Annotated in this window: 13 protein-coding genes; 11 read left to right on the top strand and 2 right to left on the bottom strand. The window is 63.0% G+C overall.

Annotated elements, in window-relative coordinates; genetic code table 11:
• Window positions 1-139 precede the first annotated feature (139 nt).
• On the bottom strand, window positions 140-2152 hold the full coding sequence (locus tag FJ948_RS23800) for a hypothetical protein (RefSeq protein WP_140708749.1): 2013 nt from the start codon (window positions 2150-2152) through the stop codon (window positions 140-142).
• A gap of 17 nt (window positions 2153-2169) precedes the next feature.
• Between FJ948_RS23800 and FJ948_RS23795 the strand changes: the two genes are divergently transcribed.
• The 8 genes from FJ948_RS23795 to FJ948_RS23760 all read left to right on the top strand — a co-directional run bounded on the left by FJ948_RS23795 (window position 2170) and on the right by FJ948_RS23760 (window position 6697).
• A complete protein-coding gene (locus FJ948_RS23795; protein ID WP_140708747.1) occupies window positions 2170-2391 on the top strand; it encodes a DUF680 domain-containing protein in 222 nt (73 codons plus the stop codon).
• A gap of 114 nt (window positions 2392-2505) precedes the next feature.
• Window positions 2506-3477: an MBL fold metallo-hydrolase gene (locus FJ948_RS23790; RefSeq protein ID WP_140708745.1), complete on the top strand. Its 972-nt coding sequence runs from the start codon at window positions 2506-2508 to the stop codon at window positions 3475-3477.
• A gap of 35 nt (window positions 3478-3512) precedes the next feature.
• A complete protein-coding gene (locus tag FJ948_RS23785; protein ID WP_140708743.1) occupies window positions 3513-3992 on the top strand; it encodes a tetratricopeptide repeat protein in 480 nt (159 codons plus the stop codon).
• Between the two features lie 341 nt (window positions 3993-4333).
• Entirely contained in the window at window positions 4334-4849 is a 516-nt protein-coding gene (locus FJ948_RS23780) for a DoxX family protein (protein ID WP_140708741.1), read from the top strand.
• A 93-nt stretch (window positions 4850-4942) separates the two neighbouring features.
• Complete coding sequence (locus FJ948_RS23775) at window positions 4943-5569, top strand: BA14K family protein (RefSeq protein WP_140708739.1); 627 nt, start codon at window positions 4943-4945, stop codon at window positions 5567-5569.
• A 107-nt stretch (window positions 5570-5676) separates the two neighbouring features.
• Window positions 5677-6015, top strand: coding sequence for a DUF2934 domain-containing protein (locus tag FJ948_RS23770; RefSeq protein ID WP_140708737.1), 339 nt, complete (start codon window positions 5677-5679; stop codon window positions 6013-6015).
• Between the two features lie 198 nt (window positions 6016-6213).
• A complete protein-coding gene (locus FJ948_RS23765) occupies window positions 6214-6498 on the top strand; it encodes a PRC-barrel domain containing protein (protein ID WP_140708735.1) in 285 nt (94 codons plus the stop codon).
• A gap of 49 nt (window positions 6499-6547) precedes the next feature.
• Window positions 6548-6697: a hypothetical protein gene (locus FJ948_RS23760; protein ID WP_140708733.1), complete on the top strand. Its 150-nt coding sequence runs from the start codon at window positions 6548-6550 to the stop codon at window positions 6695-6697.
• A gap of 205 nt (window positions 6698-6902) precedes the next feature.
• Here the strand turns inward: FJ948_RS23760 and FJ948_RS31030 are convergent, their stop codons facing one another.
• Entirely contained in the window at window positions 6903-7124 is a 222-nt protein-coding gene (locus tag FJ948_RS31030) for a hypothetical protein (protein ID WP_348643022.1), read from the bottom strand.
• Here FJ948_RS31030 and FJ948_RS23755 point away from each other — a divergent pair.
• The 3 genes from FJ948_RS23755 to minC all read left to right on the top strand — a co-directional run bounded on the left by FJ948_RS23755 (window position 7086) and on the right by minC (window position 15683).
• Entirely contained in the window at window positions 7086-12626 is a 5541-nt protein-coding gene (locus FJ948_RS23755) for a HAMP domain-containing protein (RefSeq protein WP_348643021.1), read from the top strand. The two genes, FJ948_RS31030 and FJ948_RS23755, sit on opposite strands and share 39 nt — an antisense overlap.
• A 3-nt stretch (window positions 12627-12629) precedes the next feature.
• A complete protein-coding gene (locus tag FJ948_RS23750) occupies window positions 12630-14687 on the top strand; it encodes a response regulator (protein ID WP_140708729.1) in 2058 nt (685 codons plus the stop codon).
• A 150-nt stretch (window positions 14688-14837) separates the two neighbouring features.
• Window positions 14838-15683, top strand: coding sequence for a septum site-determining protein MinC (gene minC / locus FJ948_RS23745; RefSeq protein WP_140708727.1), 846 nt, complete (start codon window positions 14838-14840; stop codon window positions 15681-15683).
• Window positions 15684-15760 lie beyond the last annotated feature (77 nt).

Raw genomic sequence — 15760 nt, 5'->3', positions numbered from 1 at the left:
CTGGATTGTGTCTAGGCGGCCGTGGGCATGGCCGTAACTGGCCTTTTTCGCCGAAGCGGGGCGGCAAGTTTGCGGCTATCTCATGTAACAGTGGCGGGCATCGCGGCCCGCGATGAAGGGCTGTTCGAAGCCAGCCTGGTCAGTGACAGACATTATACTGGATGCCCGGGTCGCATTTGCGACCAGCGTCGTAGTATTCGAAATTATCCGGGCGAGGCCTGAACCAAAGCAGTTCCAGCGGTTTGCTTTGCCGCTCGCTTCCATCCGCGAATGTGGCCTTAACTCGGAACTTGTGGATGGACGAGCGATCGGCGTGAAACTTGAACCGGGCGACAAGGCGCGAAATGTCACGATTGCCCCGCATCGGCACGCTGATGCTGTAATTCTTTCTGTTGAGCGGCAGATGGATATCCTGATACTGCGCCGCCTCGGGTGAGCCACTCATGCCGGAGCCGCATTCAGCGACGGATTCGGGCACTTCCAGCGCGGCGAGGGATACCGGAACGGTGAAGGGCTGTTCTTCGGTATGAATTTTGTTTGCCGGGTCTTTCCACTTGTATTTCATCTTGCCGACCAGATTGGTCAGCATCACGCCTTCGTTCCTGTATATCGACTTTCCGATCACGCCGAGGTCGGTGGCGGCCAGGAACTGCTGCGAACACGCTTCCAGCCCTTCGATCGATGCGCATTTGAAATGCCGCGTCGCCAGGGCATTCACGTCGGCCCCGGCCTGCCGGATCGAGTTCAGCACGTCGATATTTCCCGATGAATCGAAATCATCGATGCCTTCTATGTCCAACGGCGTGGAGGTGTTGCCCTTATCGTCGGAAAATACGAAATGAAATTCCGGTTCCAGGACCTTGCCCCAGCCCTGGTTTATGATGGCGAATTGCGGACTGAACCCAAGGCAGCCGACGTCGGGGTAGAGGGAGAGCATCGGCTTGTTGAAGGCCTGGCTCTCGGAAAACTCCAGCGACATGCTGGCAATCTTGCCTTTCCGGCTGTTTTCCGAAGACAGGTCCACTTTGACGAAGGCAAAGACCTGGTCCCAGGACGTCATGCTGAGGACATGGTCTTGAACGTCTATATTGGTTCCACTCTTCCAGAATTTCATCAGGTAGTTTGATCTGGGGTAGAACTGTGTGTTGTCGCCTGACGCGGCTGTTTCGTACTGAAGCGCCTCCTCTGACTCCAAATTGATGCGTTCGTCGATCGCCGCCGAGATGGAGAACCCGGCCGCCTGGCCCGCTTTGGTTCCGGCTTTCAGCAGGCCGCCCATCCTTGCATCGGCGAAGAGATCCGGGCGTTTGCCGCCGACCTCGCGGCCGCCTTGCCAGACCGATTGGTAGGTCGTGCCGCCGGGCAGTTGTGTCGTTGCCGTGCCGTCGCGGACACCATCGCGAAACGTGCCGGTGAAGATTTCGCCATTGGTCGAGACATAGCGGGCCGGGCCGTCGGCAACGCCATGCCGCATCAGGCCCTCATAGCGGTTGCCGGCTTCGTCCACCCACAGGACGGTGCCGTCGGGGGCGCCATCCAGCCAGTCGCCGTCGAGATATTCGCCCGTGCGCAGTTCCAGCCGGCCATGTCCCGACGGTTTGCCCCGAGAGAGCGAGCCGACATAGGTGGCGAAGACAGCGGACGGATCGTAGGAAGGCGAGCCGCCGATGCGCCATTGCAGCCGTCCGGATCCGGAGGGCAGTCCTTCGGCGGAGAGGCCGCCATCGGCCAGTTTCGGGTCCGGTTCCCAGACGAAGTCGAGGCCTTTTTCCGGGCTCGGGTCCCAGACGCTTACCGTCTTTCGCGAAACCGACCGGGTCGCGGCGTCATAAATCGTCTGGACGCGGCTGTCCCATTCGGGATGCGGTGAGGGGTGCAGATAGTCGCCCCCGGCGGCATCGATCGTGGCCGCCACAAGCGCGAGCGCGGCCAATGAAGCTGCTCTTGCAATCATTCGAGAAATCCCAACCCGGTGCCGATTGCTAGGCAATCGCCCTGGCGAGTCAAGAGCGCGGGCAGTTCTGGTGGCGAGTAACGCCGCCGCCGCCCTGGTTTCTTTTTCAAAAATTCTTCGAGTGCCCGGGAATAAAGCACGTCCCTGCCGGGTCTTGTCATCAGCGGGGCCAATCCGGCCCGCGACGCGAAGAAACAAAACAACGATTTACTGAAATGACCAAGCTCGCTCTCAGCGTGGCCGCGATGGTGCTTGCCTCGAGTTCCGCCTTTGCCGGTAGCGACCATTTTGGCGACCGCACCGTCAACCCGGCGGCCGCCACCATCGACAACACTCATACCGCCTCGACCGCCAAGCCGGACATGGCCCGGCACGGCGTGCGGGCAACGACGAAATCCGATGCGGACGAACCCGGCCAGGGCATCTGGGGCAACTGAGTTCAGGGGCCGGACCACCTCGAGGTCCGGACCCCACCCGCAATTAGGACGGGGAGCCATGTGGCGTGGCTCTCCGTCACCTCTCCGCCACGCAACCTCACAGGGAGAATACCCATGTTCAGCATGACACGCCGCACACTGCTCGGAACCGCCACTGCCGCCGCCGCCTTCGGCCTGGCCGGCAAGCTCGAATTCACCCGCCCCGCTTTCGCGCAGACGCCGGTGGAACCCGCCGTCGGCTTCTACAGGTACACGGTCGGCGACATCGAGGTGACCGCCATCTATGACGGCATCTGGAAGAAGCCGCACGACCCGGCCTTCATCAAGGACGTTTCCATCGACGACACCAAGGCCGCGCTCGCCAAGGCGGGCCTGACCACCGACTTCATGCCGATCCCGCTTACCGTCGTGGTGCTGAAGATGGGCGGCAGGCTGATCATGATGGATGCGGGTTCGGGCGTCGGCCAGTGGCAGGCCAACGCCACGCATCTGCCGGCCAACATGGCCGCCGCCGGCATCGACTACAAGGCGATCGACACCATCATGATCTCGCATTTCCACCCCGACCATGTCTGGGGCCTGATGGAAAAGGGCACCAACACGCCGGTGTTCCCCAATGCCGAGCTGATCGTCAACGCCACGGAATACAATTGGTGGACCGACCCGAGCCGGTTGGCGAAGCTGCCCGAAGGCCGCAAGCCGGCGGGCAAGCGGATCGCCGAGAATTTTCCGAAATGGAAGAACTGGAAGCTGGTCGAGGATGGCGCCGAGGTCGCGCCCGGCATCCAGATCATCGCCGCACCCGGCCATACGCCGGGCCATTCGGTGTATCTCGCAAACTCCGGCAAGGAGCAGCTGATGATCTCGGCCGACACCATGTATGTGCCGGCTTTGCTGGCGCCGCATCCGGAATGGCAGGGCAGCTACGACCAGGATGGGCCGACGGCCATCGCCACGCGCCACAGGATCATCGACCGGGTGATCGCCGACAACATCCGCATTTCCGGTTCGCACTTCCCGTTCCCGGGCACCGGCGTCTTTGTCAAAGACGGCAGCGCCTATGGCTTCACACCGGTATCGATTTGAGCGGCAGCTCCCAATCCAGACAAGCGAGACAGACAATGAAACAGCTTTTCATGGGCAGAAACGCCCTGTTCGGCCTGCTCGGCGCCATCGCCGTGCTGACCGTCATTCCCGTCGCCACGGTCCTGCCGGCCTATGCGGTCGACGACATAGAGGGTGCCGACGCGCCCGACCTCAGCGCCGTCAAGGCCAAGATCGACGCCAAGGATTATCAGGGCGCGCTGGCGGATTTGCGTGATCTCGCGCAGGACAACCAGCAGGCCGACGTCTACAATCTGCTCGGCTTCACGCTGCGCAAGACCGGCGATTTCGCTACCGCGCTGACCTACTACAACAAGGCGCTGGAGCTGAAACCCGACCACAAGGCCGCCCGCGAATATCTGGGCGAGCTCTATGTCGAGACCGGCGACATGGCCAAGGCGCGGGAGCAACTGGCATCGCTGCAAAAACTGTGCCCCGCCGGCTGCGACGAGCTTGCCGATTTGCAGAAGGCCATCGACACCAAGGTGACGCAGTAGGGCGGGGCGCAAGTTCCCCCTCACCCGGATTGCCGAGGCCGAATTGCAAAGAGCAATTCGGGGCAATCCGACCTCTCCCCGAGGGGAGAGGAGGGCACCGAGTCTGCCTCTGCCTCTTCTCCCCGGCGGGGAGAAGGTGGCCGCGAAGCGGTCGGATGAGGGGGCCTTGGCGCTAACCCATCCCCGTCACCAAAGTTCGGGCGCTCGTGGCTGGCGCCCATTGCCGGAGCCGGCGCTCTCCCTCGAGCCGGCTCCGGCCTTTTCAAGCCTCTCACATTCTCGCGCGCGATCCCCGCGCGCCGGACGGCGCCTGCACGGTGTCAAGAAATTGGAGCCCGACTATGACCCTGAACGAACGTGCCGCGAAGCTCACCGGCCTCGCCACCAGACTGTACCTCAGGGACGCCGCCCTGCTCGCCGGCCGGCTGCTGCTTGCCCTCATCTTCCTGCATGAAGGCGTCACGCTCGCCGCCCATTTCGACGCCGCGGCCAAGGCGATGGCGGCTCTTGGCGTCGGCCTGCCGCTGTTCATCGCCACCGTGGCACTGCAATTGGGGGCAGGGCTTTCCATCGCGACAGGCCTGCTGACGCGACCCGGCGCCGTCGGGCTCGGCCTGTTCTGCCTGGCGACGGCCATGCTGTTTCACACCAACTTCGCCAGCCAGAACGAATTGCTGCATTTCGAAAAGGATTTCGCCATTGCCGGCGGCATGTTCGTGCTGGCTGCCGCGGGTGCGGGCAGGTTCTCGCTGGACTGGCTGTTGGCCGGCTATTTGCTGCAGCGCCGGCGCGACAAGGAGATGGTGGCGGCGCTGCTGGCGGTCGAGAACCAGTTTGCCGTGAGGCTGCCGGTTTGAAGCGGCCGCGACCTTGCCTCCGGTTAGCGCTCGCTCGCCTGGAACCAGCCTTGATGCTCCGCATTCTATTAGTGGGGACTCAAGGAGCGTGACATGAAAGCGGTATTGGGACTGGTCGGCGGTTTCGTGCTGACCCTTGCGGTCTTCGCCAGCGGGCTGGTCTTCGCGGCCTGGCTGATAGCCGCCAAGCCCGCGCATGAAATCAGGCCCACGGCCAGCGTCGCGGAATTGTGGACCAGGAGCGCCCGGCCGGTGGACAAGGCGGCGCAGACGCTGGAACGCGTACCGGCATTGCAGACTGCGGCACCCGATGCCGCCGCCAGGGCGCAAGGAGCCCCGGACCCGACCGTGACCGGCGCGGTGCCGCCCTCGGCCGGTGACGAGCAGGCCGGGCTGCCGTCTGCCGAATTGCCGGCTTCCCACGTCAAATGGTGCGCGAACCGCTACCGCTCCTACAATCCGGACGACAACAGCTACATGTCCTATAGCGGCCAGCAGCGCCCATGCGTCTCGCCCTATCTCGACGCCGGTGCCGCCGACCAGGCCGCGCCGCCTTCGACCGAGGTCAGCTATGTCCAAGGCGGCGATGCGCCGCTGGTCGCCGCGACGGGGCTCTCCGCCGACCATGTCGAGTCCTGCTTCAGCCGCTATCGCTCCTACCGGCCTGAAGACAACAGCTACCAGCCCTATTCCGGCGGACCCAGGCGCCAGTGCGAGTAGCGCCGTGGCGCGTCTGAGGGCGCATCTCGTGCTCCCGACGATCACGCAGATTTTTTGGATCGTTCGCACCGGCGCGGCGTTCCTCCCTCACAAAAGGGAGAACTGACATGAACGACGACCGCGACGACAAGATCCGCGACCGCGCCTACGAGATCTGGCAGCGCGAGGGCGGCGGCCATGGCGACCATGACCGGCACTGGCACCAGGCTGAGATGGAGATCGACCGGGAGGCCGCCCTGCCGCTGACGGCGGACGACGCGCTGCCGCAAACAAGGCTCTCCCCGACAGGCGAGATCGCCAGCACCGACGTGCTGACGGTCGAGGATATTGCCATGCGCACCGGCATATCGGGCGACGAGGCGCAGCAGCTGATCGACCGCCTGGGCACCGACCGCGCCGCGATCGAGGACGCCGCGCGCGGGCTCAAGGCGAAGCGCGGGCGCTGATCGCGTAAGCCTTTCGGAACATGCGTTGGCGCAGCTCGATGAGAAGATGATTCATCGAGCTGGCCAGCCCGGACGTATGCCTGCCGCCGTAGAGCGCTATCCCTGGTCATCTGCCCCCGTGATCCCAGACAATGTCGGAACCCTTGCCCCGCTCGCAGGTTCCTCCTTCCCCAACCACAGGACAGGAGATGCGGAACCATGGACCACAGCAATCACGTCAGGCTGACCGACGCCGAACTGACCCAGGACGAGCTCGAAGGCGCCACCATCTACGGCCCCGATGACGAGAAGATCGGCTCGGTCGACCATGTGCACGGCAGCCAGGTCGTCATCGATGTCGGCGGCTTCCTCGGCATCGGCGCCAAGCCGGTGGCCGTGCTGGCCAGCGAACTCGATTTCATGCGCGACGAGGACGGCGACATCCACGCCGTGACCAGCTGGACCAAGGACCAGCTGAAACAAATGCCCGAGCATCAGGACTGAAAGCGAGAAGGGCCCGACCGGGCCCTTCGTCCTTCCAAGGGAGCGAAAAATGATCAGGAAATTGAAGGACGGAAAATACCGGCTTTATTCGCGCAAGAAGGACGAGAAGACGGGCAAGCGCCGGAATTTGGGCACGTTCGATAACCGCGAGGCCGCGGAGAAGCATGAACGGGAGGTGCAGTATTTCAAGCGGCATTGAGGGGTCGCTGTTGCATAGCGGTACACAGAGCCGGAACCGCCATGGGCCAACCGGCCTCCTTCGTGCTCTTAGGGATGGCAGCAAAGCGCGTCGTCATCTTCAGCGCTCGCAAGCTATATGGAACAAAATAAACGGCCACGCGTTAGGGGCTTCGGCTTGATCTGGGCTTGGGGTTCGCGTGGAGGGGTTTTTGGCCGTATCTCGGTTACCAAAGGAACAACTGGACTCTCGGCAAATCCTCAACGCTCTCAAAGCCTTTCGAAACGGCGATTTCTCCGTTCGCATCGAAAACGTCTATGATGGGTTGAGTGGCGAGATCGCGGACACGTTCAATCAAATTGTCGAACTCAATGATCAGGTGACGCGCGAGTTCGCGCGGCTGAGCCGGGTGGTTGGCAAAGATGGGCGCATCAGCGAGCGCGGCCATGTCAGGAACGCCAAAGGCAGCTGGGAATCCAGTGTCCGTTCGGTCAACGACCTGATCGAGGACATGGTGCAGCCGACCGCCGAGGTCGCCAGGGTCATCGGCGCCGTCGCCAAGGGGGATCTGTCCCAGACCATGATGGTGGAGATCGACGGCAGGCCGCTGCGTGGCGAATTCCTGCGGATCGGCAAGATCGTCAACACAATGGTCGAGCAGCTCGCCTCGTTCACCTCGGAAGTGACTCGCGTGGCGCGCGAGGTCGGCACCGAGGGCAAGCTTGGCGGCCAGGCGCGGGTCAAGGGTGTGGCGGGCACCTGGAAGGACCTGACCGACAATGTGAACGCGATGGCGACCAACCTGACGAGCCAGGTGCGCAACATCGCGGAGGTGACCACGGCCGTCGCTTCGGGAGACTTGTCAAAGAAGATCACCGTCGACGTCAAGGGCGAGATCCTGGAGCTGAAATCGACCATCAACACCATGGTCGACCAGCTCAATTCCTTTGCCGGCGAGGTGACGCGCGTCGCGCGCGAAGTCGGGACCGAGGGGAAGCTCGGCGGCCAAGCCCGCGTCGAGGGCGTCGGTGGCACCTGGAAGGATTTGACGGACAGCGTGAACCTGATGGCCGCCAATTTGACCGGCCAGGTCCGCAATATCGCCGATGTGACCACCGCCGTGGCGCTCGGCGACCTGTCGAAGAAGATCACCGTCGACGTGAAGGGGGAGATTCTGGAGCTGAAATCGACGATCAACACGATGGTCGACCAGCTCAACTCCTTTGCCGGCGAAGTGACGCGCGTGGCGCGCGAGGTCGGCACGGAGGGAAAGCTCGGTGGCCAGGCGCAGGTGCGGGGTGTCGCCGGAACCTGGAAGGATCTGACCGACAACGTCAATTCAATGGCCGCCAACCTGACCGGCCAGGTGCGCAACATCGCCGAAGTCACCACCGCGGTGGCTCTGGGCGATCTGTCCAAGAAGATCACGGTCGACGTGAAAGGCGAGATTCTGGAGCTCAAGAACACCATCAACACGATGGTGGATCAGCTGAATTCCTTCGCCTCGGAGGTGACGCGCGTCGCGCGCGAAGTCGGCACCGAGGGCAAGCTCGGCGGCCAGGCAGAAGTCCGTGGCGTTGGCGGCACCTGGAAGGACCTGACGGACAACGTCAATCTGATGGCGGCCAATCTCACCGGCCAGGTGCGCAACATTGCAGATGTGACCACGGCCGTTGCGCGCGGTGATCTCTCCAAGAAGATCACGGTCGACGTCAAGGGCGAAATCCTGGAGCTCAAGAACACCGTCAACACGATGGTGGACCAGCTCAACTCCTTCGCCTCCGAGGTCACGCGCGTCGCCCGCGAAGTGGGTTCCGAGGGAAAACTCGGCGGCCAGGCCCATGTCGAGGGGGTCGGCGGCACCTGGAAGGACCTGACCGACAACGTCAATGCCATGGCCGGCAACCTGACCGTGCAGCTGCGCGACGTCTCCAAGGTCGCGACCGCGATCGCGACCGGCGATCTCACGCAGAAAATCACCGTCGATGCGCTGGGAGAGATTCTGCAGATCAAGGACGTCATCAACACGATGGTGGACCAACTGAACTCCTTCGCCTCCGAGGTGACGCGCGTCGCCCGCGAAGTGGGGTCGGACGGCAAGCTTGGCGGCCAGGCACAGGTCCGCGGTGTCGCGGGCACATGGAAAGACCTGACGGACAACGTCAACGCCATGGCCGCCAATTTGACGGGCCAGGTCCGCAACATCGCCGAAGTGACGACCGCCGTTGCGCTGGGCGACCTGTCGAAAAAGATCACCGTCGACGTTCGCGGCGAAATCCTCGAACTCAAGGACACCATCAACACGATGGTGGACCAGCTCAACTCCTTCGCCTCGGAAGTGACGCGTGTGGCGCGCGAAGTCGGGACCGAGGGGAAGCTTGGCGGCCAGGCACAGGTGCGCGGTGTCGCCGGCACCTGGAAGGACTTGACCGACAACGTCAACTCGATGGCCGAGAATCTTACCGGCCAGGTCCGCAACATCGCCGATGTGACGACGGCGGTGGCGCGAGGCGATCTGTCGAAAAAGATCACCGTCGACGTCAAGGGCGAGATCCTTGAGTTGAAGTCCACCATCAACACCATGGTCGACCAGCTCAACTCCTTTGCCGGCGAGGTGACGCGTGTGGCGCGCGAGGTCGGCACCGAGGGCAAGCTCGGCGGCCAGGCACAGGTCGAGGGCGTGGCCGGCACCTGGAAGGACCTGACCGACAACGTCAACCTCATGGCGACCAACCTGACCAACCAGGTGCGTGGCATCGCCGATGTCGTCACCGCCGTGGCACAGGGAAATCTCAAGCGCAAACTCGCCGTGGATGCCAAGGGCGAGATCGCGTCCCTGGCGGACACCATCAACGGCATGATCGAGACGCTGGCGACCTTCGCCGATCAGGTGACCAACGTCGCACGCGAGGTCGGTATCGAAGGCAAGCTCGGCGGCCAGGCCAGGGTGCCGGGCGCAGCCGGTCTTTGGCGTGACCTGACCGACAACGTCAATCAGCTGGCGGCGAACCTGACCACCCAGGTGCGGGCCATCGCCGAGGTGTCGACCGCGGTCACCAAGGGGGATCTTACCCGTTCCATCAGCGTCCAGGCTTCCGGGGAGGTCGCGGCGCTCAAGGACAACATCAACGAAATGATCCGCAACCTGAAGGATCAAACGCTCAAGAATGCGGAGCAGGATTGGCTGAAAACCAACCTCGCGCGGTTCTCGCGCATGCTGCAAGGCGAGCGCGATCTGGCCACGGTGTCGCGCATGATCATCTCGGAGCTCGCGCCGCTGGTGAACGCGCAGTATGGCGTTTTCTACGTGACCAATCGCGACGAGGAAGAATCCTATCTGGAACTGGCCGCGTCCTACGCCGCCGAGGGCAAAGCCAAGATCCGCCAACGTGTGGACTTCCGCGAAGGCCTGATCGGTCAAAGCGCGGCCGACAAACGGGCGATCATGCTCGACGAGGTTCCTTCGAGCTTCCTGCGCATCACCTCGGGCCTTGGCGAAGCGCCGCCGGCCAGCGCCATCGTTCTGCCGGCATTGTTCGAGGAAGAGGTTAAGGCGGTTATCGAACTCGCTTCGTTCAGCCGCTTCAGCGACACGCATCGCCTGTTCCTCGAGCAACTGATGGAGTCGGTCGGCATCGTGCTCAATACGATCGCCGCGACCATGCGCACCGAAGGGCTTCTCAAGCAGTCACAGCTTCTGACGTCCGAACTGCAGTCGCGCCAGACCGAGCTCACCAAGAAACAGGAAGAGCTTCACGCCACCAACGAGGAATTGCAGGAGAAGGCGCAGCTCCTCGAGAACGAGAAAAAACAGGTCGAGAACAAGAATCTCGAGATCGAAATGGCCAGACGGGCCCTCGAGGAGAAGGCGGAACAGCTGGCGCTGACGTCCAAGTACAAATCCGAATTCCTGGCGAATATGAGCCACGAGCTGAGGACGCCGCTGAACTCGCTGCTGATCCTGTCCAATTTGCTCGCCACCAACCAGCAGGGCAATTTGAACGACAAGCAGATCGAGTTCGCTCGCACGATCAACTCGGCGGGCACGGATCTGCTCAGCCTCATCAATGACATACTGGATCTTTCGAAAATCGAATCCGGCACGGTTTCGATCGAGCTCAACGACATGCCGCTTGCGCATCTGCGCCAGCATATGGAGCGAACCTTCCGGCAGCTCGCGGCCGACAAGGGGCTTGGGTTTACGATCAAGATCGATCAGATCCTGCCCGAGACGATCCGTACGGACGAAAAACGGCTGCAGCAGATCGTCCTCAATCTTTTGTCCAACGCCTTCAAGTTCACCTCCCAAGGCGACGTGACGCTCAGCATCCATGCAGAGCGGACCGGCCGCGCAAACGGCGCGGCGGCACCGCCGCGGGCACTGGCAATCGCTGTCACCGACACGGGCATCGGCATTCCGGAAGACAAGCAAAAGCTGATCTTCGAGGCGTTTCAACAGGCCGACGGCACGACCAGCCGCAAATATGGCGGCACAGGGCTCGGCCTCTCGATCAGCCGGGAGATCGCCCGCCTGCTCGGCGGCGAGTTGCGCGTCGAAAGCCAGCCTGGGACGGGATCGACCTTCACGCTTGTCATTCCCTTCGACGGTCCGCGCAGCAGCAGTCTTGCACCGCAAATCGAGCATTCGCCGGCCGCCGGGTCCGTTACGGCCGCTGCCACGACAGGAACGCCGGAACTCGCCGACGATCGTGACGCGATCGATCCGTCGGACAGGGTGGTGCTGATCGTGGAGGACGACCCGACTTTTGGCGGGCTGCTGCTTGGTCTTGCGCGATCGGCCGGTTTGAAAGGCGTGCTTTCCACTGCGGGCTCGGGAACGCTTGCGCTTACACGCAAGCTCATGCCCGATGCGATCACGCTGGATCTCGGCCTCTCGGACATTGATGGCTGGGTTCTTTTCGACCTTTTACGTCACGATGCGAAGACCAGGAATATACCCATCCACGTTATCTCCGGCGCCGAAGACATCGAGCTTCTGATGCGCCGAGGCGCCGCAAGCGTTTCCAGCAAGCCGGTGTCCGCCGGCGAACTTTCGCGTGTCTTCGACGACATTCAGTCAAGGACGCTCAGGACACAACGCAATGTCCTGGTCGCCGATCCGGATCCCGAGCGTCGCCTGGCGCTGGTCGAAGCCATTCGCGACGGCGTCACGTCGGTCACCGCAATCGGCCGCGTCGCGGCCAATGCGGACGGGGGTGGTATCGCCGGTTATGACGCCGTCGTGTTCGGATTCGGCCGTTCGGCCAAGGACAACTCCCAGATGCTCGACGAGATCATGTCCCAGTTCGGCGATTTCGTCCCGCGCCTGCTCTTCTTCACGCCCCATCCGGACGCCTTTCAACAGCAGGTCGCCTTGCATCCGCCGCTCAGCGATGTTCCGCGCGCCGACAACTTTGCCCAGCTTGGGTTGTTGATGTCCGCGGCCCTTCCAGGCGACAGGCCCGACAAGGGCCCCCTTGCTTCCGAGCAACTCGACAATGCCGATCTGGCCGGGGCCAAGGTTCTGATCGTCGACGATGACATTCGCAACATCTATTCGCTGACCAGCGTGCTGGAGACCTACGGCATAGAGGTGCGGCATGCCGAGCGGGGGCGGGACGGCATAGCCATGCTTGAAGAGGCGCCGGATGTCGATGTCGCCCTGATCGATATCATGATGCCCGAGATGGACGGGTACGAGACAATGCGCCGGATCCGCTCGCAGCCGGAGATCGCGCACATTCCGCTGATTTCCGTCACGGCCAAAGCGATGAAAGGAGATCGCCAGAAATGCCTGGACGCCGGCGCGTCCGACTACATCGCCAAGCCCGTCGACCTCGACCTGCTCCTCGCCCTGCTGCGGGTATGGGTCGGCCGCTCGCGCTCGCGCTCGGGAACATCGCGGGCAGACGGCGACGACCGCAATCTGATCGCGCCTCGGCGGATTTAGTCTATGGCCGCGATGGAAGCAGAAAGCAGCGAACCGTTCGAAAACCTTGGGCCGGTTCGCGTCCTGGCCGTCGACGACGACGCGCGAAATCTCCTTGCCATAGAGGAGGCGCTTGACGGAGTGGGGCAGGTGATTTGCGCCCAGTCGGGCGACGAGGCGCTGCGTTTTCTGCTCAAGGACGACTTCGCCGTCATTCTGCTGGATGTGCTGATGCCTGGTCTCGACGGTTACGAAACCGCCTCGCTGATCCGGAGGCGCGAACGCTCGAACGCCACACCGATCATCTTCCTGACCGCCATCAACAAGGAAGAGGCGCATATGTTGCGCGGCTATGACGCCGGCGCGGTGGATTATCTGTTCAAGCCATTCGACCCGGCGATGCTGCGGTCCAAGGTCATGGTCTTCGTCGATCTCTATGAAAAGACGAGGGAAATCGAACGGAATGCGGCCAGGGAGCAACTGCTGCTCGAGCGGGCGCTGAAGGCGACCTCCGACAAACTCGATGCCGAGCGGGCGCTGCGGCATTCCGAGGCCCGGCAGGAGACGATCCTCGCCTCGCTGCCGATTTGTTTTCACGCCCGAGCGGCCGAGGCGCCATTCGCCGCAAGCTACGTTTCCAAAGGGGTCGAGCGGCTAACGGGATTTTCTCCGGACCGGTTTATGGCTGATCCCGATTTCGGCATCAGCCGGGTCCATCCCGCCGATCGCGACGCGGTGACAAGATCGCTTTCGGCCGCCCACGACACCGGCTCTTATGCGTGCGAGTTCCGCTGGCGATGCGCCAATGAGGAATACCGGATATTCCTCGACCAGGGTGTGGTCGCCAGGGATGGCGCCGGGCTCGAACTGCTGGGCACCATGCAGGACATCACCGAGCAGCGCCATCTGGAAAGCCAATTGCTGCAATCGCAGCGGCTCGATGCAATCGGCAAGCTGACCGGCGGACTTGCTCACGATTTCAACAATCTGCTTGCGGCGATCCTGTCCGGGCTGAGCCTGCTCGAAAGGCAAGTGGCCCTCGACGCCAAGGCGGCCCAGGTTCTCGAGATGACGCGCCGCTCCGCTTCGCAGGGCAAGGATCTCATCCAGCGCATGCTTGCCTTTTCAAGGCGCCAGGAGCTGAAACCGGTTGCCGTGCGGATGTCGAGCCTGGGAGACACGATGACCGGCCTGGTGGCGCCGATTCTGGGCGGCTTGGTGCGCTTCGACTGGCATATCGGTGAGGATATATGGCCGGTTCATGCGGACCCGGCGCAGCTCGAGCTTGCCTTGATGAACCTGGTCTTCAATGCCCGCGACGCGATGCCTTCGGGCGGGACAATCTGCGTCAGGGCTCACAATCGCAGCATCGGCCACACCGGGCAGGGGCTGGCCGCGGGCGACTATGTCAGGCTTGCGGTCGAGGACACCGGGACAGGTATCGCCGCGGATGTCATCAGCAAGGTGATCGAACCGTTCTTCACGACAAAGCCGATCGGGAAGGGCACGGGCCTTGGCCTCAGCACTGTCTATGGTTTCGCCAAGCAGTCCGGTGGCACGCTCAGGATAGACAGCGAGCTTGGCCACGGCACCACCATGGAGCTTTGGCTGCCCCGCTCACGCGAGATGCAGGACGTCGCTGCCAGGGATGAACCCGTTTTCGAAGTCAGCGCCGCCAAAAATGCCGGCACGGATCTCCCGGCTACGGCCGAGGAACAGTTGCCGACCGTTCTGCTCGTCGACGACAGTCAGTCCCTGCGGGAGTTGACGGCGATGTCGCTGCGGCAATCGGGTTTCGACGTGACGGCGTTTTCCGGCGGCGCCCAGGCCCTGGCCGCCATCGAAAAGGAACCGGAGCGCTTCGATGTCATCGTGACAGACTTTGCCATGCCGCTCATTTCGGGCATCGACGTCATCCGCTTCGCCCGAAGCCTGCGCGCGGACTGGCCGGCGCTCATCGTCACGGGCTACGCCGATGCCGAGAAGATCTCGGATCGCCCTCACGACGTGGCGTTGATAAGCAAACCTTTCGAAGATGCCCATTTGGTCGCAGCCATTCGATCAGCTTCGCGTCGCCGCTGAAGGCCGCGGTTGGGGGAACCGCTTTTTCGTCGATCTTTGGAGGGCGCTTAGCCGACCTCCCAATTTCTCGCGCCAGCTTCGCGCCCTCCGTTAACCATTCGTTAACCATTAACCCCCTAGCGTTTACCTCTCAGTAAGGATTCGCCAGCCGTGACCTTTGCCGCCCCCCTGGAGACCAAATCCATTCGTTTTCGCGCCCGCTCCTTCGTCGCCTTCACGCTGGCGCCGGAGGCGCCGATTTCGGCTTGGCTGGAGGGACTGGATCATTGGATCGGCAATTCCCCGGGCTATTTTGCCGGGCGACCGGTGGTGCTCGATTTGAACGTGCTGAAGCCCGATGTCGCCGACATCGGGCTGCTGGTCGCTTCGCTCGGCGCGCGCGGCATCCGGGTCTATGCGATCGAGCTCGAAGGCGCTTCGCTGGGGCTCGATTTGCCGCCGCTTCTGACCGGCCCCAAGGAGGCGACTTCGGACGGGCTGCTTTCGGGCCGCAAGGGCAAGGCGGAGGCGGCTGACGAGACCGGCAAACTGGAGACGGTGTTTTCCGAACCCGGCAAGGATGCCGGCAAGTCCGACGAGGGCAAGCCCGCCGAAGTCAAAATCGAGGCCGGCAAGGGCAGGGCGGCCAAGGCTGGTCAGGACATCGGCGCGGCTGAGGCCGTGCAGGCCGGCACGCTGATGGTCAAGTCGCCGATCCGCTCGGGCCAGTCGATCTTCCATCCGCATGGCGATGTCATCGTGCTGGGCTCGGTGGCGTCCGGCTCCGAGATCATCGCGGCGGGCTCGATCCATGTCTATGGCACGCTGCGCGGCCGCGCCATCGCCGGCTCGCAGGGCAACAGGTCGGCGCGCATCTTCTGCCGCCGCAACGAGGCGGAGCTGATTTCGGTCGATGGCTGGTACACGACGGCCGAGGAGATGGAAGGCGTCTCGCGCGGCAAGGCGGTGCAGGCTTTTCTCGAAGGCGACATGCTCGCCGTCGTGCCGCTTAACTAGGGGTGGCCCGATGGTGGCGACCGGCTTCACGGTTCCGGCCCTGACAGGCGCTGGGGCACCGCGCGCAAGCCTGGGAC

The organism is Mesorhizobium sp. B2-3-12, assembly GCF_006442205.1.
Lineage (GTDB): Bacteria > Pseudomonadota > Alphaproteobacteria > Rhizobiales > Rhizobiaceae > Mesorhizobium.
The sequence above is the reverse complement of the archived record's forward strand: the minus strand, read 5'-3'. Positions and strand labels throughout refer to the sequence as shown.